General features: G+C 70.1%; 19 protein-coding genes and 3 pseudogenes. 7 read left to right on the forward strand and 15 right to left on the reverse strand.

The features are described 5' to 3' along the window. Positions 1-7: 7 nt before the first annotated feature. Positions 8-58 (forward strand): annotated as a pseudogene (locus ACNFOC_RS30360) (hypothetical protein); the annotation flags it as partial. A gap of 68 nt (positions 59-126) precedes the next feature. On the opposite strand, the pseudogene ACNFOC_RS30365 reads toward ACNFOC_RS30360, so the two are convergent. After that, positions 127-1,302: pseudogene (locus ACNFOC_RS30365) on the reverse strand (aminotransferase-like domain-containing protein); the annotation flags it as partial. On the opposite strand from ACNFOC_RS30365, the gene ACNFOC_RS30370 reads away from it, so the two are divergent. Together ACNFOC_RS30370 and ACNFOC_RS30375 are read left to right on the forward strand one after the other, a co-directional pair. Further along, positions 1,301-2,245: a DMT family transporter gene (locus ACNFOC_RS30370; protein ID WP_416962262.1), complete on the forward strand. Its 945-nt coding sequence runs from the start codon at positions 1,301-1,303 to the stop codon at positions 2,243-2,245. The pseudogene ACNFOC_RS30365 and the gene ACNFOC_RS30370 sit on opposite strands and share 2 nt — an antisense overlap. Before the next feature lie 93 nt (positions 2,246-2,338). Continuing rightward, the gene (locus ACNFOC_RS30375; RefSeq protein WP_416962263.1) at positions 2,339-2,548 is read left to right on the forward strand and encodes a DUF1918 domain-containing protein; all 210 of its coding nucleotides are present in this window, start codon (positions 2,339-2,341) and stop codon (positions 2,546-2,548) included. A 1-nt stretch (position 2,549) separates the two neighbouring features. Here ACNFOC_RS30375 and ACNFOC_RS30380 read toward each other — a convergent pair whose 3' ends face one another. Beyond that, a complete protein-coding gene (locus ACNFOC_RS30380) occupies positions 2,550-3,794 on the reverse strand; it encodes a glycoside hydrolase family 10-like protein (RefSeq protein WP_416962264.1) in 1,245 nt (414 codons plus the stop codon). 170 nt (positions 3,795-3,964) lie between these two features. Between ACNFOC_RS30380 and ACNFOC_RS30385 the strand changes: the two genes are divergently transcribed. Together ACNFOC_RS30385 and ACNFOC_RS30390 are read left to right on the forward strand one after the other, a co-directional pair. Beyond that, positions 3,965-4,825 carry a 3-hydroxybutyryl-CoA dehydrogenase gene (locus tag ACNFOC_RS30385; RefSeq protein ID WP_416962265.1) on the forward strand — a complete coding sequence of 287 codons (861 nt, stop codon included), beginning with the start codon at positions 3,965-3,967 and terminating at the stop codon, positions 4,823-4,825. 204 nt (positions 4,826-5,029) lie between these two features. Then, positions 5,030-5,287 carry a hypothetical protein gene (locus tag ACNFOC_RS30390; protein WP_327405333.1) on the forward strand — a complete coding sequence of 86 codons (258 nt, stop codon included), beginning with the start codon at positions 5,030-5,032 and terminating at the stop codon, positions 5,285-5,287. 63 nt (positions 5,288-5,350) lie between these two features. On the opposite strand, the gene ACNFOC_RS30395 is transcribed toward ACNFOC_RS30390, so the two are convergent. The 10 genes and pseudogenes from ACNFOC_RS30395 to infC form a co-directional block, all read right to left on the reverse strand. Then, positions 5,351-5,884, reverse strand: coding sequence for an NUDIX hydrolase (locus tag ACNFOC_RS30395; protein ID WP_416962266.1), 534 nt, complete (start codon positions 5,882-5,884; stop codon positions 5,351-5,353). A gap of 82 nt (positions 5,885-5,966) precedes the next feature. After that, positions 5,967-7,307 carry an NsdA family TPR-like regulatory protein gene (locus ACNFOC_RS30400; RefSeq protein ID WP_416962267.1) on the reverse strand — a complete coding sequence of 447 codons (1,341 nt, stop codon included), beginning with the start codon at positions 7,305-7,307 and terminating at the stop codon, positions 5,967-5,969. 196 nt (positions 7,308-7,503) lie between these two features. Further along, positions 7,504-8,664, reverse strand: coding sequence for a PP2C family protein-serine/threonine phosphatase (locus tag ACNFOC_RS30405; protein ID WP_416962268.1), 1,161 nt, complete (start codon positions 8,662-8,664; stop codon positions 7,504-7,506). A 271-nt stretch (positions 8,665-8,935) separates the two neighbouring features. Continuing rightward, positions 8,936-11,440, reverse strand: coding sequence for a phenylalanine--tRNA ligase subunit beta (gene pheT / locus ACNFOC_RS30410; RefSeq protein ID WP_416962269.1), 2,505 nt, complete (start codon positions 11,438-11,440; stop codon positions 8,936-8,938). Continuing rightward, positions 11,440-12,567 carry a phenylalanine--tRNA ligase subunit alpha gene (pheS, locus tag ACNFOC_RS30415; protein WP_416962270.1) on the reverse strand — a complete coding sequence of 376 codons (1,128 nt, stop codon included), beginning with the start codon at positions 12,565-12,567 and terminating at the stop codon, positions 11,440-11,442. Before pheS ends, pheT begins: the two co-directional genes overlap by 1 nt. 166 nt (positions 12,568-12,733) lie before the next feature. Then, positions 12,734-13,861, reverse strand: a complete 1,128-nt coding sequence (locus ACNFOC_RS30420) for a sensor histidine kinase (protein ID WP_416962271.1) — start codon at positions 13,859-13,861, stop codon at positions 12,734-12,736. Positions 13,862-13,917: 56 nt separating this feature from the next. Then, positions 13,918-14,766 carry a TrmH family RNA methyltransferase gene (locus ACNFOC_RS30425; protein WP_416962275.1) on the reverse strand — a complete coding sequence of 283 codons (849 nt, stop codon included), beginning with the start codon at positions 14,764-14,766 and terminating at the stop codon, positions 13,918-13,920. Between the two features lie 172 nt (positions 14,767-14,938). After that, entirely contained in the window at positions 14,939-15,322 is a 384-nt protein-coding gene (gene rplT, locus ACNFOC_RS30430; protein WP_019066261.1) for a 50S ribosomal protein L20, read from the reverse strand. A 102-nt stretch (positions 15,323-15,424) separates the two neighbouring features. Beyond that, positions 15,425-15,619, reverse strand: coding sequence for a 50S ribosomal protein L35 (gene rpmI / locus ACNFOC_RS30435; protein ID WP_019065473.1), 195 nt, complete (start codon positions 15,617-15,619; stop codon positions 15,425-15,427). 108 nt (positions 15,620-15,727) lie between these two features. Beyond that, a pseudogene (gene infC / locus ACNFOC_RS30440) lies at positions 15,728-16,469 on the reverse strand (translation initiation factor IF-3). 333 nt (positions 16,470-16,802) lie between these two features. Between infC and ACNFOC_RS30445 the strand changes: the two are divergent. After that, entirely contained in the window at positions 16,803-17,174 is a 372-nt protein-coding gene (locus tag ACNFOC_RS30445; RefSeq protein ID WP_019065475.1) for a DUF1844 domain-containing protein, read from the forward strand. A 16-nt stretch (positions 17,175-17,190) separates the two neighbouring features. Here ACNFOC_RS30445 and ACNFOC_RS30450 read toward each other — a convergent pair whose 3' ends face one another. Continuing rightward, entirely contained in the window at positions 17,191-17,919 is a 729-nt protein-coding gene (locus ACNFOC_RS30450; RefSeq protein ID WP_416962272.1) for an SseB family protein, read from the reverse strand. 150 nt (positions 17,920-18,069) lie between these two features. On the opposite strand from ACNFOC_RS30450, the gene ACNFOC_RS30455 reads away from it, so the two are divergent. After that, positions 18,070-19,065: a serine hydrolase gene (locus ACNFOC_RS30455; protein WP_416962273.1), complete on the forward strand. Its 996-nt coding sequence runs from the start codon at positions 18,070-18,072 to the stop codon at positions 19,063-19,065. A 56-nt stretch (positions 19,066-19,121) separates the two neighbouring features. Here ACNFOC_RS30455 and mycP read toward each other — a convergent pair whose 3' ends face one another. Further along, positions 19,122-20,309: a type VII secretion-associated serine protease mycosin gene (mycP, locus tag ACNFOC_RS30460; RefSeq protein ID WP_416962274.1), complete on the reverse strand. Its 1,188-nt coding sequence runs from the start codon at positions 20,307-20,309 to the stop codon at positions 19,122-19,124. Beyond that, positions 20,309-21,130, reverse strand: a complete 822-nt coding sequence (locus tag ACNFOC_RS30465; RefSeq protein ID WP_416962276.1) for a hypothetical protein — start codon at positions 21,128-21,130, stop codon at positions 20,309-20,311. The genes mycP and ACNFOC_RS30465 overlap by 1 nt, the downstream gene beginning before the upstream one ends. Positions 21,131-21,261 lie beyond the last annotated feature (131 nt).

Genomic DNA, 21,261 nt, shown 5'->3' on the forward strand with positions numbered 1-21,261 from the left:
GCGCAACATGTTCCTGGGTACGGACACCGCGTCCCACGACCGCATCCTGGACTTCTCCACGGCCGTCACCGGAAGTCTTTTCTTCGTGCCCTCGGCGGATTTCCTGGACGACCTGCCCGCTTCCCCGAGGCGCAGGGCGGTCGTCATCGTGTCGCGGCGGGTCTTCAACTCGGTTGAGATGGCGCGGAGATGGCGGGTCCAGGCCGGGGAGCCGACGAGTTCGAGGGCCGCTTCCTGGAGTGGGCGGGGGACGAAGAAGGTGTCGACGACCTGGATGGCGCGCAGGCGTTCCAGCACCGGACCGTGCGCGGCGAGTGCGCTGACCCGGAAGCTGGGCGAGGTCGCCTTGGTGAGCGAGCCGACGTGGACGACGACTCCGTCGGGGTCGTCGGCGGCCAGCGGGCGCGGCAGCGGGCCCGCGTCCTCGTGCACCAGCCGTCGTACGAAGTCGTCCTCGACGACGAACGCGCCCGCCTCGCGGGCGATGCGCAGGACCTCCGGGCGGCGCTCGGGGGCCAGTACGGCGCCGGTCGGGTTCTGGAACAGGGGCTGGCAGACGAGGACTTGGGCGCCGGTCGCGCGGAACGCGTCGGCGAGCAGGGGCGGTTTCACGCCGTCCGCGTCCACCGGCACCGGGACCGGACGCAGGCCCGCCGCCCGCGCGATCGCCAACATGCCTGGATACGTGGGGGATTCGACGAGAACGGGTGCGCCGGGAGGCGCGAGGGCGCGCAGTGCGGTGGTGAGGGCGGACTGACCGCCCGCGCTGACCAGTACGTCGGCGGCCGTCATCGCCCCGCCGATGCCGCGCGCGAACCACTCGCGCAGTTCCGGCAGGCCCTCCATCGGCGGCCGGCCCCAGGCGCCGGGGCGGCGGCCGGCCCGGGACAGGGCCGCGGCCAGCGCGCGCTCGGGCTGGAGGGACGGGTGCAGATAGCCGCCGTTGAACTCGATCACCCCGGGCGGTGGGGCGGCGAGCGAGGCCAGGACTCCGGACGCGTCCACCGTGCGCGGTACGAGGTCGGCGGCGCCGCCCGCGCTCAGCGCGACCTCCTGCCAGGAGCTGTCCCCCACGGTCGCGGTCGCGGGACGGGGCGTCGCCCGGAACGCGCCGGCGCCGGGCCGGGTGACCACCAGCCCCTCGGCGGCCAGTTGCGCGAGGGCGCGCGAGACGGTCACGGGGCTCACCCGGAACCGCTCGACGAGCGCCCGGCTCGACGGCAGCTTTCCACCTGGAGAGTAGTGGTCGAGTTCCTGTCGCAGCCGATTCGCCAGCTCGCCCACGCTGCTACGCTCTTGCATGAGAGCACACGATAGCGCTACTGCCCCGAGCCCGATAGCGGTCAGCACCTCCCCCACCACCGGGACGGCCGAGGCGGCGAAGGCCTCAGCCGGTACCGGGACGGTTCTCGCCGCGCTCGGCGTCATCGCCTTCTCCCTCACCTTCCCCGCCACCGCCTGGGGGCTGGAAGGCTTCGGTCCCTGGTCGTTGGTGGCCGTGCGGTGCGTCCTCGCCGCGCTGATCGCGGGGAGCTGCCTGCTGGCACTGCGCGTCGCCGTGCCCGAGCGTCGCCACTGGGCCGGACTGGCCGTCGTGGCCGCCGGAGTGGTGGTCGGTTTCCCGCTGCTCACCACGCTCGCGCTGGAGACGTCAACCACCGCGCACGCGGCGGTGGTTGTCGGTCTGCTGCCGCTGACGACCGCCGCCCTGTCCGCGCTGCGCACCGGCATCCGCCCCTCGCGAACCTTCTGGACGGCCGCGCTCGCGGGCGCCGGCGCGGTGCTCGCCTTCACGGTCCAGCAGAGCGGCGGCACCGTGACCACCGCCGACCTGTATCTCCTCGCCGCGCTGCTGGTCTGCGCGGCCGGCTACACCGAGGGCGGCCGGCTGGCCCGGGTCATGCCCGGCTGGCAGGTCATCGCCTGGGCGCTGGTCCTGTGCCTGCCGCTGAGCGTGCCCGCCGCCGCGATCGCGCTGTCGTACGACACCCCGCACCTCACCGCGCACAGCGTGGCCGGGCTGCTGTGGGTCGCCGCCGGTTCGCAGTTCGTCGGGCTTGTCGTCTGGTACCGGGGCATGGCCGCCATCGGCGTCCCGAAGGCGAGCCAGCTACAGCTGGCCCAGCCGCTGCTCACGCTGGTCTGGTCGGTCCTGCTGCTCGGCGAGCATCTGCCCGTGGCCGCCCCGCTGACCGCGGCGGCGGTGCTGGTGTGCATCGCCGTCACCCAGCGGGCGCGGAGTTGAAGGGCGTGCACGTGCCGGTCCCGGCCGGGCGGTCCGCCGTAGAATCGAAGGGCATGGACCGCTGCTCCCGTACTCGGTGAGGAGGCGCGACAGATGCGTGCGATCGTGGGTGATCGGCTCGTCCAGCACGGCCGGGTGGTCGGCGTGCACGACCAGGTCTCGGAAGTCGTCGAGGTGATGGGTGCGGAGGGCGGTCCGCCCTACCGCGTCCGCTTCGCCGACGGGCACGAGGCCGTGATGTCACCCGGCCCGGACTGCGAGATCAAACACCAGGACATCAAGTACCCGGCCTCGGAACGGTAGTTCAGCGCGGGGGCTTCGCCGGCTGCCGGTAGTGGTCGGCCACCACCCGTGCCATCGCGCCGGCCGGGTCCACCGCCACGTCCTTGGCCGCGAAGAAGACGTGCCCGCCGACCTGGGGGTACTTGGCGGCGAGGGTGAGGTGCCGGGACAGTTCGGCGGGGTCCTGCCAGGCCGCGGGCTGCGCCGGGTCGCCCGCCTTGTACAGCGCCTCACCCGCGTAGAGCCGTGTCTTCGTGCCGCGCGCGACCTCCGCCCACCAGGGCAGCAGCTTGGCGTAGTCGGCGGCGGCGAAGCCGATGTTCCAGTACAGCTGCGGGACGATGTAGTCGATCCAGTTCTCGCGCACCCACTTGCGGGTGTCCGCGCTGAGGTCGTCGTACGTCTGCACCCCCGCGCGGGTGTCGGAGCCGCGCGAGTCGGTCGCGATGTTGCGCCACACGCCGAAGGGGCTGATCCCGAACCGCGTGCCCGGGCGGACCTGCTGGATACGGGCCGCGGTCTCGCGGATCAGCTTGTCGATGTTGTCGCGGCGCCACGCGGCCCGGTCCGCGAATCCGCTGCCGTACCTGTCGTAGGCCGCGTCGTCGTCGAAGGTCTGGCCGGCCACCGGGTACGGGTAGAAGTAGTCGTCGAAGTGGACCCCGTCCACGGGGTACTTCTTCACCGCGTCGAGGATCGCGTTCTCGACGAAGGCGCGGACCTGTGGCAGCCCGGGGTTGTAGTAGAGCTTCCCGCCGTACGTGACCACCCAGTCCGGGTGCTTGCGCGCGGGGTGCGAGGGGACGAGTTTCGTCAGGTCGGTGTTGTTGGCGATGCGGTACGGGTTGAACCACGCGTGCAGTTGCAGCCCCCGCACATGCGCCTCTTCCACAGCCGTCCCGAGCGGGTCCCAGCCGGGGGCCTTGCCCTGGGTGCCGGTGAGGTACTGGGACCAGGGTTCGTACGGCGAGGGCCACAACGCGTCGGCGGTGGGCCGTACTTGGAAGATCACCGTGTTGAGGCGGTCGCGGACCGCCGTGTCGAGGTGGGCGATCAGTTCGGTGCGCTGCTGCGCCGGCGTGAGGCCCGGACGGGAGGGCCAGTCGCGGTTGGCCACCGTCGCCAGCCACACGCCCCGCATCTCGGTGACCCCGCGCGGACGACCTGCCGGCCTCGACGCGCGACCGGTGTCCGCCGCCGCGCTGCCCGTCGTGGCCAGCGTCGACAGCGCGGCCATCGCGAACGCCCGACGTGACAATCGCCCCATCTGCACACCCCCATACGCTGTGGATCCGTGCCGTCACGGATCGTCTCCGCGCCCCAGAATGCCCGACCCCGGCGATCGATCATCGATACTTGCGGGTAACGTGCACGATCGGAGCAGGCGCCGAACAACGGGGTCCTGCGACACAGTGACAGAGCAGTGAAGGGGACGATGTGACCGACATCGAGCGCGTCGGAGTGGTCGGCTGCGGCCAGATGGGCGCGGGTATCGCCGAGGTGTGCGCCCGCTCCGGCCTGGACGTGAAGGTCGCCGAGACCACCGGCGAGGCCCTGGAGATCGGCCGGACCCGGCTGTTCAACTCGCTGACCAAGGCCGCCGAGCGCGGCAAGATCTCCGCGGAGGAACTGGCGGAGACGCAGGCGCGGCTCAGCTTCACCACCGATCTCGGCGAGTTCGCCGACCGCGACCTCGTCATCGAGGCCGTCGTCGAGAACGAGCAGGTGAAGACCGAGATCTTCCAGGTGCTCGACCAGGTCGTGACCCGCCCCGACGCGATCCTCGCCTCCAACACCTCCTCGATCCCGCTGGTGCGGCTCGCGGTCGCCACCTCGCGCCCCGACCAGGTCATCGGCATCCACTTCTTCAACCCGGCCCCGGTGCAGAAGCTCGTCGAGCTGATCCCGGCGCTCACCACCTCCGAGGGCACGCTCAGCCGCGCCCAGCTGTTCGCCGAGAAGGCGCTCGGCAAGCACGCGATCCGCGCCCAGGACCGCTCCGGCTTCGTGGTCAACGCGCTGCTGATCCCCTATCTCCTGTCCGCGATCCGGATGTTCGAGTCGGGCATCGCCAGCCGCGAGGACATCGACAACGGCATGGAACTCGGCTGCGCCCACCCGATGGGCCCGCTGAAGCTGTCCGACCTGATCGGTCTGGACACGGTCGCCTCGGTCGCCTTCTCGATGTACGAGGAGTACAAGGAGCCGCTGTACGCCGCTCCCCCGCTGCTCCAGCGCATGGTCGACGCGGGCCGGCTGGGCCGTAAGTCCGGCTCGGGCTTCTACACCTACGCCTGAGCACTTCCCTCGCGGCAACTCACCGTAATACTTTGGCGGTTGCGGGCCCGGCACTCTTCGGAGCGCCGGGCCCGCGCCATTCACACGCCGTGTGCGCGCCGGGCCCGCATATGCCGCCCGCACACTCTCCCCCGGTGCCCACCAGGCGAGTTGACTCTTCATGCACATGCAGGGGATGTTCCGACTACGGAAAGGAGCGGACCCGTGACCGCCGACCCCGAGCATCCCGTGGTCCATGGAGAACTCGCAGAGTTACGCCGCCGCCTCGACGTCGCCTACGCGCGGGTCGAGGGCGGGCTGGCGCTGCTCAGCCATCGCACCGAGGAGACGGACAAGGAACTGGACGATCTGAGCGCGCGAATCGTTGCACTTGAGCACACCAGGTGGCCGCTGCCAGCTATTGCCGCGATGACCGCCGTAGGTGCACTTGTCGTGACTGTCTGGCAGGCCTTGGGACGCTAGAGCCTATAGGTCGATGGGTCAGCTGCGGGCTCGTCGTGGCTGGTCGCGCAGTTCCCCGCGCCCCTACGGGGCGCTCCTCATGTGGTGCAACAGCATTAACGCGGCCGCCATGTTGGCGGCCGGGACCTCCCCGCGGGCGACCATGTCGGGTACGAGTTTGAGCGGCACCCATTCCCGGCGGTCCGACTCGAAGTCGTCCACGGGGTGTCCGGTGTACTCGCCCTCGTCGGCCCAGTAGATGTGGTGCCGGGCGTCCGTGAGCCCGTTGGACGGTTCCACGCTCATCAGGTGGTGCAGGGGCCCCGGCCGCCAGCCGGTCTCTTCCTCCAGTTCCCTGGCGGCCGCGCGCGCGATGTCCTCGCCGTCCTCCACGACGCCGGCCGCGAGCTCCCACCCCCAGCTGTCGGTGATGAAACGGTGCCGCCACAGGAGGAGAACCTCGTTCGCCTCGTTGACCACCGTCGCCACGGCCACCGGCCGCAGCCGTATCAGGAAGTGGTCGAGGTGTCGGCCGTCGGGTAGTTCGACATCCGCGAGATTGACGCTGAACCAGCGGTTTGAGTACACAGTTTGTTCGTTCTGTTTCGTCCACTGCACGGTTCTGCCACCTTCCGTCGAGTAAGTGGCAATATCGCAGCAGGAACTGTGTTGTGGTCTACGGCGCTTTCCAGGGCGCTCTCTACAGCGGCACGCGCAGTGCCCCGTCGATGAGTTCGGCCGCCTCGGTGGTACCCGCGCAGTCGCTGCGCACCAGGTACTCGCGCACCGCGCGGAGTCTGTCGCGCAGTCGCTGGGACTCCATCCCCCGCGCCTGTTCGGCCATCTGTAGGGCCGTGGCCACCGCTTTGTCGGCGTTTCCCTGGCGCAGTTCGATCTGGCTGAGCATGGCCAGCCGGTGCACCCGGCCCCGGTCGTGCGCCGGAGTGTCCACGGCCGCCGTGGCATGCTCACCCGCCGCCGTCAGATCGCCGAGGCTGAGAAGCGCCTCCGCCACCTGGACGTTGACTAGGCCCGGCTGGACATAGCCGGTCTCGTCGGGTTCGTATCCGCGCCGGATGCGTTCGGCGGCCTGCTCGGCACGCCGGATGCAGGACAGGGCGCTCGTGCCGTCACCGAGGTGTGCGTACGCCTTCGCCTGCATCGCGTACAGGTCGGAGGCGAGCGCCGGGGTGATCTGCCGGCCGGCGGCACGCAGCGCGGCCTCCGCGAAGGCCACGGCCTGGCGGAACTCCCGCATGAACAGCGACTGGTTGACGAGCAGCGCGATGACGTACGCGCCAAGTCCCCTGTCGTTGCTGGCCTTTGCCAGCCGTAGCGCCTGGTGGAAGTAGCGCTGGGCGAGGCCGTGCGCGTCGGAGTCGTAGGCGCAGATGCCCGCGATCGCCACCAACCCACCGGTGGCGCGGTGCAGTTGGCGGCCGGTGGCGTCGGTGTAGCTGCCGCGCAGCAGCGGGGCGGTCTCGGAATTGAGGAAGCCGACGATGCGGGTGCGGGTCGCGACGCCGCCGGCCTTGCGGTACATCTGCTCGTAGTGGGCGCGGGCCGCGCGCAGCATCTCGATGTCGGCCATGCTCACCCGGTGCCGGCCGCCACGCGAGACGTCCACGTCGTCGGGCGGGTTCTCCCACTCCCAGACGGGCATCACGGCGGGCGTTCCGGTGACTGCGGGTGCGCCGAGGATGTGCGGCCGCTGCTGTTCGTCGGAGCGCCACAGGGCGGTGGCCCGCTCGACGAAGCCGGAGAGGGAGGTGCCGTGCGGGGTGGACGGTTCGCCCGGTACGCCCAGACCGATGTCGTCGAGGGTGACGGGTCTGTGCAGGCGGGTCGCGAGCACCTCGCAGATCAGGTCGGGGACCTGGCCTCGCGGCCGCTGACCCTTCAACCACCGTGCCACGGCGGTGTGTTCGTACCGTAGCGCGAGCCCTCGGGCCCGTCCCGCCTGGTTCACGTGGGCGGCGAGTCCCGCGTGCGAGATTCCCGCCTCGTCCAGGATCGCGTCGAGGAGTGTGTTGGGCTGCATGGATGGCCCCCCGGTGAATCGGTGCGGACAGAGTAGTGCGGTTCGGTTCACACCGGGTGTGAACGGAGTGCGCGAATCCGTGCTGTGTGCGCGCTGTTGCGGAGAGTTCCGAACCGGTTGACTGGATTGCCTCGCAAGAGGCCGGCCGGGCCGCCGGCTCCCCCTCGTAAGTGCGGCGGCCTGGCTTTGCGGGCGACTAAACACCGTTGGGCTGTCGGTAGTTGGTCGAGGGCGGCATCGTCGTGGCTGGTCGCGCCCCCGCGGCGGAGCCGCTGATGTCACAGCCCCGCGCCCCTAGGTGGGGATGCGCCGGCTTGCGGTCATTGCTCAGGACGAGTATCGCCACGTCGTCCGTCGGGGTGCCGGCTGTGTGGCGGAGCAGCGCCGTGAAGACCGAACCCAGCACCGACTGCGGTACCGGGACCGGGACCGGGTGTTGGGCCACCGCCTCCGTCAGCGTCGCCCGCAAGGGGAAGAAGCGGCCGTGGCTGTCACGGGCATCCTCCGCCCCGTCCGTGTAGAGGAACAGCGCCTCGCCCGGGAGGAGTTGGCCGCAGCAGACGAACGGCAGCTCTGTCGGCAACGGGAACGGGCCGAGGGGCGGAAGAGGATCCGCGCGGGCAAGTGGTTCGACACTCTCCCCGCTCAGCAGGTACGGCCACGGGTGACCGCAGTTCAGAGCCCGCACCTCGCCGTCCCTGCCGATCTCCAGCAGCAGTACGGTGACGAACTCCTCGGCGACCGGGCTGTCGGGGTCGAGGCCGCCCGCCGCGGGATGTTCGGCGCGGGCGCGTTCGCGCAGATGGCGGGCGAGGGCGCGCTCCAGCCGTCGTAGGACGCCTTCCAGGTCGGGCTCGTCGTGGGCGGCCTCGCGGAAACTGCCGAGGACGGCGGCCACCGTGCCGATCGCGGAGATGCCGTGGCCCCGGACGTCGCCCATCACGACCCGTACGCCGTGCTCGGTGGCGATCACCTCGTACAGGTCACCGCCGACCACCGCACCGCGCTCCGCGGACAGTTGGGCGGCGGCGATGTTCAGCCCGTCGAGGCGAGGCGGCAACGGCCGCAGCAGGGCGTTCTGCGCGGCACCGGCGATCTGGCGGATCTGCCGGAGTTCGCGCAGCAGGGAGCGGCGGACCTGGACGATGAGACCGGTACCGACCGCGAAGAACACGGCGCTGGTGACGATGCGCGCGCCGAGGTCGTTCTCCTGGGCGAGCGGGCAGGTGAGTTTGTAGGTGATCGCTATGGCGCCCCAGACCGTGGGCATCCCCAGGGCGAGTGCCCTGCGCAGCGGACGGCGGGCACGCGTCCTCGGGCGCGTCCTGCGGGGCACCCCAGCCTTGATGCGGATCATGCCTGTGGCCCCCCAAATAGGCCCCGACAGCGCAATCGGACCGACCCCGAAAGGCCGGTCCGATTCTGTCGACCACATGCCCCGATCGGGCCACATCACCCGAACTTCTCACCCGAACGAGTGAGAAGAGATGAGACACCCGCATTTATGCAGGTAGACCCGCAAACACAGGCCCACGAGGATGCCGTCAAGGGGCGCGGGGAACTGCGCGACCAGCCACAACGCACCCGCAGCCGGCAAACAACAGCAGCTCCCCGCCCCTTAGCCCGTTCTAGCCGCGAAGCACAGCCCCAACCCGCTCCCCGGCAAGCGAAACCGCCGCATCCCGAGCCGCAGACGCCTCATCGACAGTCAACGTCCGATCAGCCGCCCGGAACCGCAACGCGTAGGCGAGCGACTTCTTACCCTCGCCCAACTGCGCCGCGTTCTCATACACGTCGAACAACCGGATCGACTCCAGCAGTTCACCCGCCCCCTCACGCAACGCCGCCTCGACACCCGCATGCGGCACAGCCACATCAACAACGAGCGCGACATCCTGCGTGGCAACAGGGAACGTGGAGATCTTCGGCCCCTTGGGAACACCGGAAGACGCCAACTCAAGGACATCCAGGTCGAGTTCCATCGCACTGGTACGCGCAGGCAGACCCAGCGTCTTCAGCACACCCGGGTGCAACTCCCCCGCGTATCCGATGACTTGCTCAACACCCTCGACGACAACCGCGAGTTCCGCGCAGCGACCGGGGTGCCAGGGCCCGTACTGCCCACCCCGCACGACGAGTTCGGTACCGGCCTCCCGCGCGAGCACCCGAGCCGCCTCGACCGCGTCGGCCCAGTCGGACGGGCGCCCCTTGCCCCACCACCCGGCCTGCTCACGCGCGCCCGCGAGGACGACCGCGGCATGCCGGGGCTGGACGGGCAGCGCCTCCGTAAGAGAAGCGATCTCCTCGTCGGTAGGACGCCGGTCGACGGGCAGCCGTACCGCGATCTTCAGCTCTTCACGCGGGTGGAAGACCAGGCCCGTCTCGAACAGCGCGAGGTCATGAGAACCACGACCGTCATTGCGCCGCAACGCACCCAACAGCCCCGGCAGCAGCGTCGTACGAAGCGCGGGCTCCTCGTCGGAGAGCGGGTTGACCAGCTTGACGACCTTGCGGTTCGGGTCGTCGGCGGTCAGGCCGAACTGGTCGAAGACGTGCTCGCCGACGAAGGGGTAGTTCGGCGCCTCGACGTAACCGGCGCCGGCCAGCGCGCGGCCGACCCGGCGGTGGAGACGCTGGCGGTCGGTCAGGCCCCGGCCCGCGGGGGGCTTCGGGAGCGTGGAGGGCAGGTTCTCGTAGCCCTCCAGGCGGATGACCTCTTCGGCCAGGTCGTTCGGGTCCGTGAGGTCGGGGCGCCAGGACGGGACGGTGACGATCAGCTCGTCCTGCCCGTACACGTCGCAGCCGACTTCCTGGAGACGCCGTACGACGGTTTCGCGGCCGTAGGCGACACCCGCGACCTTGTCCGGGTGGTCCGCCGGGATGGTGATGGTGTGCGGGGCCGAGGGCGCGATGACCTCGGTGACGCCCGCGTCCGCCGTGCCGCCCGCGAGGAGGACCAGGAGGTCGACCGTGCGCTGCGCTGCTGCCGAGGCGGCCTGCGGGTCGACGCCCCGCTCGAAGCGCTTGGACGCCTCGGAGGCCAGCTTGTGGCGGCGGGCCGTGCGCGAGATGGAGAGCGCGTCGAAGTGCGCGGCCTCGACGACGACCTCGGTCGTGGTGCCCTCGGTGTCGTCAATCTCCGTGTTGGCGCCGCCCATGACACCCGCGAGGCCGATGGGGCCGCGGTCGTCGGTGATCACCAGGTCCTCGGCGTCCAGCGTGCGCTTGGCGCCGTCGAGGGTGGTGAGCTTCTCCCCCTGCTCGGCCCGGCGCACGCCGATCGGACCCTGGACGCGGGAGCGGTCGTAGGCGTGCAGGGGCTGGCCCAGCTCCAGCATCACGTAGTTGGTGATGTCGACGGCGAGCGAGATCGGGCGCATGCCCGCCTTCTGGAGGCGGCGCGTGAGCCAGAGCGGGGAGCGGGCGTCGGGGTCGAGGCCGGTCACCGTGCGGGCCGTGAAGCGGTCGCAGCCCATCGGGTCGGAGACGTGGACCGGGTAGCCGAAGGCGTTCGGCTGCGGTACGTCCAGGAGCGCCGGGTCGCGCAGCGGGAGGCCGTAGGCGATGGCGGTCTCGCGGGCGACGCCGCGGATCGACAGGGCGTAGCCGCGGTCGGGGGTGACGGCGATGTCGAGGACCTCGTCGACGAGCTGGAGCAGCTCGATCGCGTCGGTGCCGACCTCGTGCTCGGGCGGCAGCACGATGATGCCGTGCGAGCCGTCGTCGCCCATGCCCAGCTCGTCGCCGGAGCAGATCATGCCGTGCGAGGTCTTGCCGTACGTCTTGCGCGCGGCGATCGCGAAGTCGCCCGGCAGGACCGCGCCGGGGAGGACCACGACGACCTTGTCGCCGACGGCGAAGTTGCGGGCGCCGCAGACGATCTCCTGGGGCTCACCGGTGCCGTTGGCCTGACCGACGTCGACCGTGCAGAAGCGGATGGGCTTCTTGAAGCCCTCCAGCTCCTCGATGGTGAGGACCTTGCCGACGACGAGCGGGCCCTTGAGGCCGTCGCCCAACTGCTCGACGGTCTCTACCTCGAGGCCGACGGAAATGAGCTTGGCCTGGACGTCGCGGCCGGTCTCCGTCGCCGGCAGGTCGACGTACTCCCGCAGCCAAGAAAGCGGGACGCGCATCAGATCTCCATCCCGAACGGCCGGGTGAACCGGACGTCGCCCTCGACGATGTCTCGCATGTCTTCGACGTTGTGGCGGAACATCAGCATCCGCTCGATGCCGAACCCGAAGGCGAAACCGCTGTACTTCTCCGGGTCCACACCGCAGGCGACGAGCACGCGCGGGTTGACCATGCCGCAGCCGCCCAGCTCGATCCAGCCCTCGGAGGAGCAGGTACGGCAGGGGCGGTCGGGGTTGCCGACGGACTCGCCCTTGCAGACGTAGCAGAGCATGTCCATCTCGGCGGACGGCTCGGTGAAGGGGAAGTAGTTCGGCCGCAGCCGGGTCTTCATCTCCGCGCCGAAGAGCGACTGGACCATGTGGTCGAGCGTGCCCTTGAGGTCGGCCATGGTCAGGCCCTCGTCGATGGCGAGGAGCTCGATCTGGTGGAAGACCGGGGTGTGCGTGGCGTCCAGCTCGTCCGTGCGGTACACGCGGCCGGGGCACACGATGTAGACCGGCGGCTCGCGGTCCAGCATGGCGCGGGCCTGCACGGGCGAGGTGTGCGTGCGCAGCACGACACCCGACTCGTCCCCGTCCGTCCCCTTGGGGCCCTGGACGAAGAAGGTGTCCTGCATCTGCCGAGCCGGGTGGTCCGGGGTGAAGTTCAGGGCGTCGAAGTTGAACCACTCCGCCTCGACCTCGGGCCCCTCGGCGATCTCGTACCCCATGGACACGAAGACGTCGGCGACGCGCTCCATGAACGTGGTGAGCGGGTGCCGGGCGCCGGCCGGTACGCGGTCGTACGGCAGCGTGACGTCCACCGCCTCCTCGACCAGGACGCGGGCGTCGCGGTCGGCCTCCAGCTCGGCCTGGCGGGCGGCGAGGGCCTTGTTGACCGCGCCCCGGGCCTGGCCGACCAGCTTGCCTGCGGCTGCCTTGGCCTGCGGGGGCAGGGCGCCGATCTCGCGGTTGGCGAGGGCGAGCGGGGAGGTGCCGCCGGTGTGGGCGACCTTGGCCTCCTGGAGCGCGTCGAGGTCACCGGCGGCGGCGAAGGCGGCGAGCGCCTCGTCCCGCGTGCGCTCGATCTCTTCCGGTTTCAAGGCCTCGACCTCTACAGGGTCGTACGACTTATTCGGTGCCGACATCTCTTCCCGTGCTTCCGGTTGGCTGGCGGATGGTCCCCGTCCCGACTCGACTCGGGGGACGCGTCGTCGTCCCTGAAACGGGGACGCAAAGGTGCCAAAGGCCGAGTCTAACGGGGGTGAGGCAGGTGACCGCGCCCGTGGGCCCTCGTCGGCGGCTGCGGCAGGGCTACTGCAGATACGCCGGGGTGCCCACGGGCAACATAAATCGGAACTCGGCGCCGCCGTCCGGGGCGCGGCCGACCGTGATGGTGCCGCCGTGGGCCTCGACGATGCCCTTGACGATGTACAGCCCGAGACCCGTGCCGCCGCGCTTGCTGCCCCGCCAGAAGCGGGTGAAGACGCGGTTCATGGACTCCTCCGGGATGCCTGGGCCCTCGTCGCTCACCGTCACCGAGGTGCCGGTCTCCTCCCCTTCCCGGGGGGAGGCCGAGGCCGTGACGTCGATGGTGACGGTTCCCTCGCCGTGGCGCACCGCATTTTCCAGCAGGTTGCTCAGCACCTGGTCGACCTTGTCGGGGTCGGCCCACAGGTCCGGCAGCGGTTGCTCGACGCGGAGCAGGAACCGGTCGGCGGTCTGCCCGGCGGCCACGTACGCCTGGATGTGACGGCCGACGGCCGCGCCCATGTCGACGGGCTGACGGCGCAGCTCCAGCCGCCCGGAGTCGATGCGGGAGATGTCGAGCAGCTCGGCGATGAGCCGGGTGACGCGGTTGGCGTCGGCGTCGACGGTCTCCAGCATCAGCCGCTTCTGGTCGTCCGTGAAGCGTTCCCACTTGGCGAGCAGGGTGGCGGTGAAGCCCTTCACGGAGGTGAGCGGCGAACGCAGTTCGTGGGCGACGGTCGCGATCAGCTCGGCGTGACTGCGCTCGGTACGACGACGGGCCTCGGTGTCCCGCAGGGAGACGACGACCCGGCGAACAGGACCGAGGGGTTCCGCACGCACATAACGCGCGGTGACGAGAACCTCATGACCGCCCGGCAACAACAAATTCCGCTCGGGCTGCCGCACCCGGATGGCCAACCCACCATAGGGATCGGTCAGTTGCCACCAACGTCGCCCCTCCAGGTCCTCTAACGGAAGGGCCTTCTCCAGCCGCTGCCCGAGGGCGTCCGCGGCGGCGACGGAGGTGATCCGCTCGGCGGCGGCGTTGAAGCAGACGACATGCCCGTGCTCGTCGGCGATGACCAGGCCGTCGGCCAGTTCGTCGGGGTCGATGCCGAGGTCGTCGTGCCGGGCCTCGGACGGCCGGGGCACACCCCGTGCTCCCGGCGCGCTGCTCGTGCCGACAGTCATCCCCGTACCCCACCTCTTCTCATACGGCGCAGGTGGCCCCCGAGCTGGTCACCCTACTAGCTGTCGGTGACAGAGCGGCACCCTCCGGAGGCACGCTGTGCACGCGCCGACGCATACAGACATACGGCGGCGGCGGTGGCGAGGTTCAGGCTTTCGGCCTTCCCGTGGATCGGAACCCGCACAACGGCGTCCGCGAGCGCCCGCGTCTCCTCCGGAAGCCCCCACGCCTCGTTCCCGAACACCCAGGCGGTGGGCCCACCCATGGTGCCCTGATCCAGCTCGTCATCGAGGTCGTCGGTCCCGGCCCCGTCAGCGGCGAGAATCCGCACCCCGATCCCCTTGAGCCCGGCCACGGCCTGCTCGACGGGCACCCCGACAGCGACAGGCAGATGAAACAGAGACCCCACGGAGGCCCGAACAGCCTTGGGGTTGTACAGATCCACAGAAGCATCGGTCAGTACGACGGCTTCGGCACCGGCAGCATCCGCACACCGCAGAACGGTGCCGGCGTTCCCGGGATCGCGCACGTTCGCCAGTACGGCCACGAGCTTGGGCCGACCCTTGAGGATCTCCTCGAACGGGGTGTCGAGAAACCGGCAGACCCCGACCAGTCCTTGCGGAGTGACGGTGGTCGAGATATCGGCGATGACCTGCTCGTCCGCGAGATGCACCCGGGCACCGGCGTCACGGGCCTCGCCGACGATGTCGGCATACCGCTCCGCGGCCTCAACGGTGGCGAACAACTCGACAAGCGTGTCCTTGTACCCAGCGGCCTCCCGCACAGCCTGCGGCCCCTCGGCAAGAAACAGCCGCTCCTTGCCCCGAAAATTCCGCCGCTCAAGCCGCCGAGCAGCGGCGACGCGAGAGGAACGGGGAGAAATGAGCTCGGGACCGTGAGGGGACATTCTCAACTTCACCTTCAAATCGCAGGGCGCCCGGGTTTCCTTAGGGGCGCGGGGAACTGCGCGACCAGCCACGGACGGCCCGCACCCGACCAACTACCGAACCGGGGTTGACAGCAAAGAACCCGCAGGCCTGAAAACCTGCGGGTCCTTCAACTCACGGCGAAAGCCAGCGTCACGCGGCCTTGGGCGCGTTCACATCGCTGGGCAGCGCCTTCTGCGCAACCTCGACCAGCGCGGCAAACGCACCGGCGTCGTTGACAGCCAGCTCCGCGAGGATCTTGCGGTCGACCTCGATGTTCGCCGCGTTCAGACCCTGGATGAAGCGGTTGTACGTGATGCCGTTGGCGCGGGCAGCGGCGTTGATGCGCTGGATCCACAGCCGACGGAAGTCGCCCTTGCGCTTCTTGCGGTCGTTGTAGTTGTAGACCAGCGAGTGGGTGACCTGCTCCTTGGCCTTGCGGTACAGGCGCGAACGCTGACCGCGGTAGCCGGAGGCGGCTTCGAGGATCGCCCGGCGCTTCTTGTGGGCGTTGACTGCCCGCTTGACGCGTGCCACTTGTTTAACTCCTTGTAGCGGGGCCGTGGTTGGACTCACACGGCCCGGAATCGATGGGGTCCCGGTCCAGACGTACGGCGCTCAACCGGAGCGCCGCGTACGTCACTTGCCGAGAAGCTTCTTGATCTTCTTGGCGTCGCCCGGGGCCATCTCGGCGTTGCCGGTGAGGCGACGCGTCACACGGGACGACTTGTGCTCGAGCAGGTGGCGCTTGCCGGCACGCTCGCGGAGCACCTTGCCGGAGCCGGTGATCTTGAAGCGCTTGCTGGCACCGCTGTGCGACTTGTTCTTCGGCATAGCGCCGTTATCTCCTCGTCGGTGGCGCTCCGGTGCCCGGTCGTGAAACCGGGCACGGGTGGAGCGTCGCTCTTGTTTCGGTTACATCCCTGGACTGGCGTCCTGGGATCAGGCGTCGGCGCGAGCCTCGGCCGGGGCCTCGACGGTCTCGACCTCGGTGACGTCGCCCTCGTCAACGATCTCCTCGTTGACGCTGCCCTCGTCGTCGAACTCGGACTCCGCGGCGTTCTGCGACTTGCCCGGGTTGGCCTTCGCTTCGGCCTTGCGGGCCGCCTGGGCCTCGCGGGCCTCGGCCATCGCCTCGGTCTTCTTCTTGTGCGGGCCGAGAACCATGATCATGTTTCGGCCGTCCTGCTTCGGGTTCGACTCGACGAACCCGAGGTCGGCCACGTCCTCCGCGAGCCGCTGAAGCAGTCGGTAGCCCAACTCGGGCCGGGACTGCTCGCGACCACGGAACATGATCGTGATCTTGACCTTGTCGCCCTGCTTCAGGAACCGGACGACGTGACCCTTCTTGGTGTCATAGTCGTGCGGGTCGATCTTCGGCCGGAGCTTCATTTCCTTGATGACCGTGTGCGCCTGGTTCTTGCGCGCCTCACGGGCCTTCATGGCCGACTCGTACTTGAACTTCCCGTAGTCCATGAGCTTGCAGACCGGCGGACGTGCACTCGCCGCAACCTCGACCAGGTCCAGGTCGTACTCCTGCGCAAGCTCAAGGGCCTTGGCAAGCGGAACAATTCCGACCTGCTCGCCACTCGGACCGACAAGTCGCACTTCGGGAACGCGAATCCGGTCGTTGATACGGGGCTCGGTGCTGATGGATCCTCCTCGGTTAGCACCACACGGCCATCTGGCGGACGGCCGCGTTTGTCTTTGGTAGACAGACCTAACCGCGCCGGAACACAAAAAATGCCCCGGACGATCACAAGACGGGGCTCCAAAACACTGCCGGAGCACCGCCGCGATGATCGCGGGGCGCAATATCGGGCGACTCCATCGTCCGTACGGAACGATGGTGACCGCCTGACCGGGGTGACCCGCCGTCCGTGAGGACAGTCAGGTGGGAGATCGGAGCCTCCACTTGTTGGCCGGGCACAACAGTGCCTGGCCGGTCATCACACAAGGTTAGCAGCTCCCCGGGGGTGGTGCGAACCGCCGTACACCGGGCCCTATCGTGTGGGGCATGAGTGACACGCCTCCCGAGTCCACCAATGTTGACGCCCCCGACTTCGACGCCATGGCCCGCGACATCGCGGAGGTCCCGGCGGTCGAGGTGATCGTGACGGTCGCCGTGAATCTGATGAGCGCCGCCGCCGTGAAGCTGGGTCTGACGGAGGAGGGCGACAAGTACAAGGACCTGGACGAGGCCCGCAAGCTGGTCACCGCCCTGGCCGGCCTCCTGGACGCGAGCGCGACCGAGATCAGCTCGTTCCACGCGGCCCCGCTGCGCGACGGCCTGAAGTCCCTCCAGCTCGCCTTCCGCGAGGCGTCCCTCGTCCGCGACGAGCCGGGCCAGGGCCCGGGCGAGAAGTACACGGGCCCGATCTACGGCTAGTCCGTACCCCGTTCGATCACCGTACGTACAAGGGCTCGCCCGGAGGCGTCGTCCCGGCCGGCAGGACCGCCAGGTCGAGGCCGCGCACCAGGCGGGCCCTCAGCGTCTCGTCGGCGGCGAGGCGGCGCGCGACCGCGTGGATGCCGGCGTCGTGCGGAACGGCGGGCTCGAAGACCAGCGCGAGGGTGCCGTCGGCCCGGCCGGGGCCGAGATAGGCGCGCAGCACCGCGCCCACGTCTGCGACCACGGCGCGCACCGCTTCCACGACCACCGGGTCGGCGAGCGGGTCCGCGCTGGTGCGCCCCTCGGCGAGGGCCAGCAGCGCGGACCCCGACAGCTCGAAGGGCACCGGCCCCGCCAGGTCCAGCACCACCGTGTCCGCCTTCTCGTGCGCGGCGGCCTGGAGCGCCTGGTGCAGCGGTACGGCCACGGGCCGCGCCGCCGGGTCCCAGCGGGCCAGCGAGTCGGTGGACGTGAAGGCGGGCAGCGCGGTCCGGCCACCGGCCTTCAGCGTGGGCACGGCCATGTCGCTGGTCTTCTCGCGGCGCAGCCCGTTCTCGTCCTCCTCGACCTCGCCGAGCACGGCCACCACGGGCACGAGCAGCCGGGCGCCCTTGAGGGCCTCCAGGACGGGTCCTACGGCGGTGCGGTCCTCGGCCCAGGAGGCGAGCGCCGCGCCCAGTGCGGGGTCGGCCGTGCCGTCGTCGTCGGAGTAGCCGGAGTCGGGAATGTTCTTGTTCGCCACGGTGACCGACCCTATCGGGGGGATGCTGCAGGGCTTGTGCGGGCCCTGAAACGCGGAGGACACAGCTTTCACACGTTTCTCAGACACAGTTGACAGACATCTAACTTTCATCTCACGTGTCGCACAGTCGCCGCCGCCAGCATCGCGTGCATGGAGTCTTCCAGAGCCGCCCGCCGAAACCACCGCGCGCGTACCTCCCGGCGCCGTCCACTCCCCTACATCGCCCTCGCCGCCGTGGCCGTCGTGGGCGCTACGGCGGGGGGAACCGTGTATGTGAAGGCACACGCGCACTCCGGCTCCGTATCGTCGTCGCCGGCGCCGTCGGCATCGGCGTCGGCCTCGGGCAGCCAGGAGGCGACGGTGGAACCTGTGACGCAGCCGACGGTGGACTACGACGCGCTGCTGGCCAAGGCGATGAAGTCGGTGACCCCGGCCGGCGACCAGAAGGTGTCGGTCGCGGTGCTCGACCTGACGTCGGGCGAGAGCGCCACGTACGGCAGCGCCGCCTTCGACACGGCGAGCATCGTCAAGGTCGACATCCTCGCGACGCTGCTGCTCCAGGCGCAGGACGCGGGCCGGCAGCTGACAGCCGCCGAGAAGTCGTACGCCACCACGATGATCGAGAACAGCAACAACGACTCCGCGACGGCGCTGTGGGACATCATCGGCAAGGCGGATGGGCTCGACACGGCGAACAAGACGTTCGGGCTGACCGGCACCACGGGTGGCGACGGTGCGCTCTGGGGCCTGACCCAGACGACGGCCGCCGACCAACTCACCCTGCTCCAGCAGGTGTTCGGGGACGACTCGAAGCTGAACTCGGCGTCGCGGTCGTACATCCAGGGACTGATGAAGCAGATAGAGGCCGACCAGCAGTGGGGGGTGTCGGCCGCGGCCGACGGCTCCAAGTGGGCGCTGAAGAACGGCTGGTTGGCGCGCAGCACGACCGGTCTGTGGGACGTCAACAGCATCGGCCGGGTGACCGGTACGGACGGCGACGAGTACCTGGTCGCCGTGCTGTCGAAGGGCAGCACGACGCAGACCAAGGGCATCACACTGATCGAGGCGGCGGCGAAGGCGGGGGTCGCGGCGTTCGGTGAGAGCAGCGGCTCGTCCACGGCGGCTTCGGCGTCCGCGACGGACTGACCGGCTCACCCGTTACAGGGCTGGAGCGGCGCCCCTCTCCGACCAACTGCCCCTGCTCACCCCTGGGTCGAGAAGATCTCGGGGCGTCGGCGTCGGCCGCGCCACAGGACGACCGCGGCGACGAGGAGGACTCCGCCGACGCTGCCCGCGAGGGGGCCCGCCCAGTCGGACGTGCTGCTGTCGGTCTTGGCGGCGTCCGGGCCCGAGCCGAAGTACTTCTTGCCGTAGGCGGCGGAACTCAGACCGGCGGGCTTGAGGGCGGCGGCTGACTTGATGGCGGCTGCGGGGTCGATGAAGCCGAAGCCGCGGGAGTCGTCGCGGCCGCCGGCCGGGGAGTTGCGGGCGGTGTCTTCGAGGAGCTTCTTGATCTGGGCCGGGGTCAGCCCCGGGTGGGCCGCCTTGATGAGCGCGACGGCCCCTGACACAAAGGCGGATGCGGCGCTGGTCCCCCACCCCTCGTAGTACTTGTGGTCGGGGTCGGCGATGACGACGTTGACGCCGGGGGCGCTGACCGTGGCGTACCAGCGGCGGGTGGAGAAGGAGGCGCGGGTGCCGAAGCGGTCCACGGCGGTCGCGGCGATCACGCCCGGGTAGGCGGCCGGGTAGGAGACGTGGTCGCCCTTCTCGCCGCCGTTGCCGGCCGAGGCGACGACGGCGACGCCCTTCTTCAGGGCGTACTGCACGGCCTCGTCCTCGGCGGGCTCGGGGTGGGCGGAGGCGGAGTCGTCGCCGAGGGAGAGGTTGATGACGTCGGCGCCGTAGTCGGCGGCCCAACGGATGCCGTCCGCAAGGGCGTTGCCTCGGGTGGTGCGGGCCTTGGCGCGGGCGGAGTCGCCGTCTTCGAGGATCACGCGGACGGGGAGGATCTTGGCCTCGGGGGCGATGCCGATGACGCCGTCGGTGTCGCCGGGGCCGTGTCCGTGGCCGGCGATGATGCCGGCCATGGCGGTGCCGTGCCGGGCCCAGGCGCGGTCGCCCGGCTTGGCTCCGAAGCCGACCATGTCCTTGCCGGTGAGGACGTTGCCGGTGAGGTCGGGGTGGTCGGCCTCGACGCCGGTGTCGAGGACGGCGACGGTGATGCCCTTGCCCTTGGTGGTCTGCCAGGCCTCCTGGGTGTGCATGGCGTCCAGGGCCCACTCCTGGGCGCGTATGCCGTCGGCGTGCGCGACGGTGGACGGCACGAGGGCGAGGGAGGCGGCCAGGAGGGCGCTCAGCAGACCGGCCCGGCGGACGGTGACGCTCATCAGGACTTCTTCTCCGAGCTCTCTGAGGCCTTCGAGGTCGTCGAGGTCGTCGAGGTCCCTGACGGCGAGTCGACGGTCTTGCGCAGGCTCCGCTCGACGCGGTCTGCGAGACCCTGTGCCTCGTTGCCGAGACCGGCCTGGGCGGGGGCAGCGGTGCCGCCGGACGTGACGGCCTCGTCGGCGGGTTCGGGTGTGTCGACCTTGCGGCCGTCCGCCCAGCCCGAGACGGCGTAGACGACGACGGGGGCGTCGGTGAGGACGGAAACGGTCCACGAGGCCCGCTGCTTGTCGCCGAAGGCGGCGGCGAGGGTGCCCTTGGCGGCGTACGGGCGGGGCATGAGATCGGTGCGGTTGGCGAGGTTCTCGTTCTTGAACCGGGTGGAGAGGGCGGTCATCGCGGCGATGTCGGCCTTGGTGAAGAGGATGCCGACGGTGGTGACGTAGCTCTGGGTGGCGTCGGTGTAGGTGGCGCGCAGGAGCCGTTGGCAGCCGACGGGGGCGAGGGCGTTCCGCAGCAACGGGTCGAAGGCGTTTGCGCAGCCGGTGTCCGGGGCGACGGCGATCCGCGTCCAGGTACGGTCGGCGCCGCCGGGACCGGCCCCCTGCCCTTCCACGGTGGGCGGGAACAGCTGGTCGACAGGCACGCTGTGCCACAACTGCCCGGCGGTGGCGAACGCACGCGCGCTGCTGTCCACCCCGTCGTCCCCGGTGAGCCAACTCCCGGTCACCGCACCGCCGATGAGCCCGAGACCGAGCACGACACAGACGCCGACAGCGGCGGTACGCGACCGTATCCGCGCCCCCAACGGCCGCGCCCGCACCCGCTCGTCGTCGCTGCTGTGCTGTTCGGCATGGTGGTCGCTTGCCCACGTCCCTCCCTTCCGCGTTTCGTTGCCGAGTGGGCGTGTATGACGCACTGAAGGGCATGTGGAGTCCTCACGGTGTGCAGACA

Source organism: Streptomyces colwelliae, assembly GCF_048158785.1.
In the GTDB taxonomy this organism is placed as follows: Bacteria; Actinomycetota; Actinomycetes; order Streptomycetales; family Streptomycetaceae; genus Streptomyces.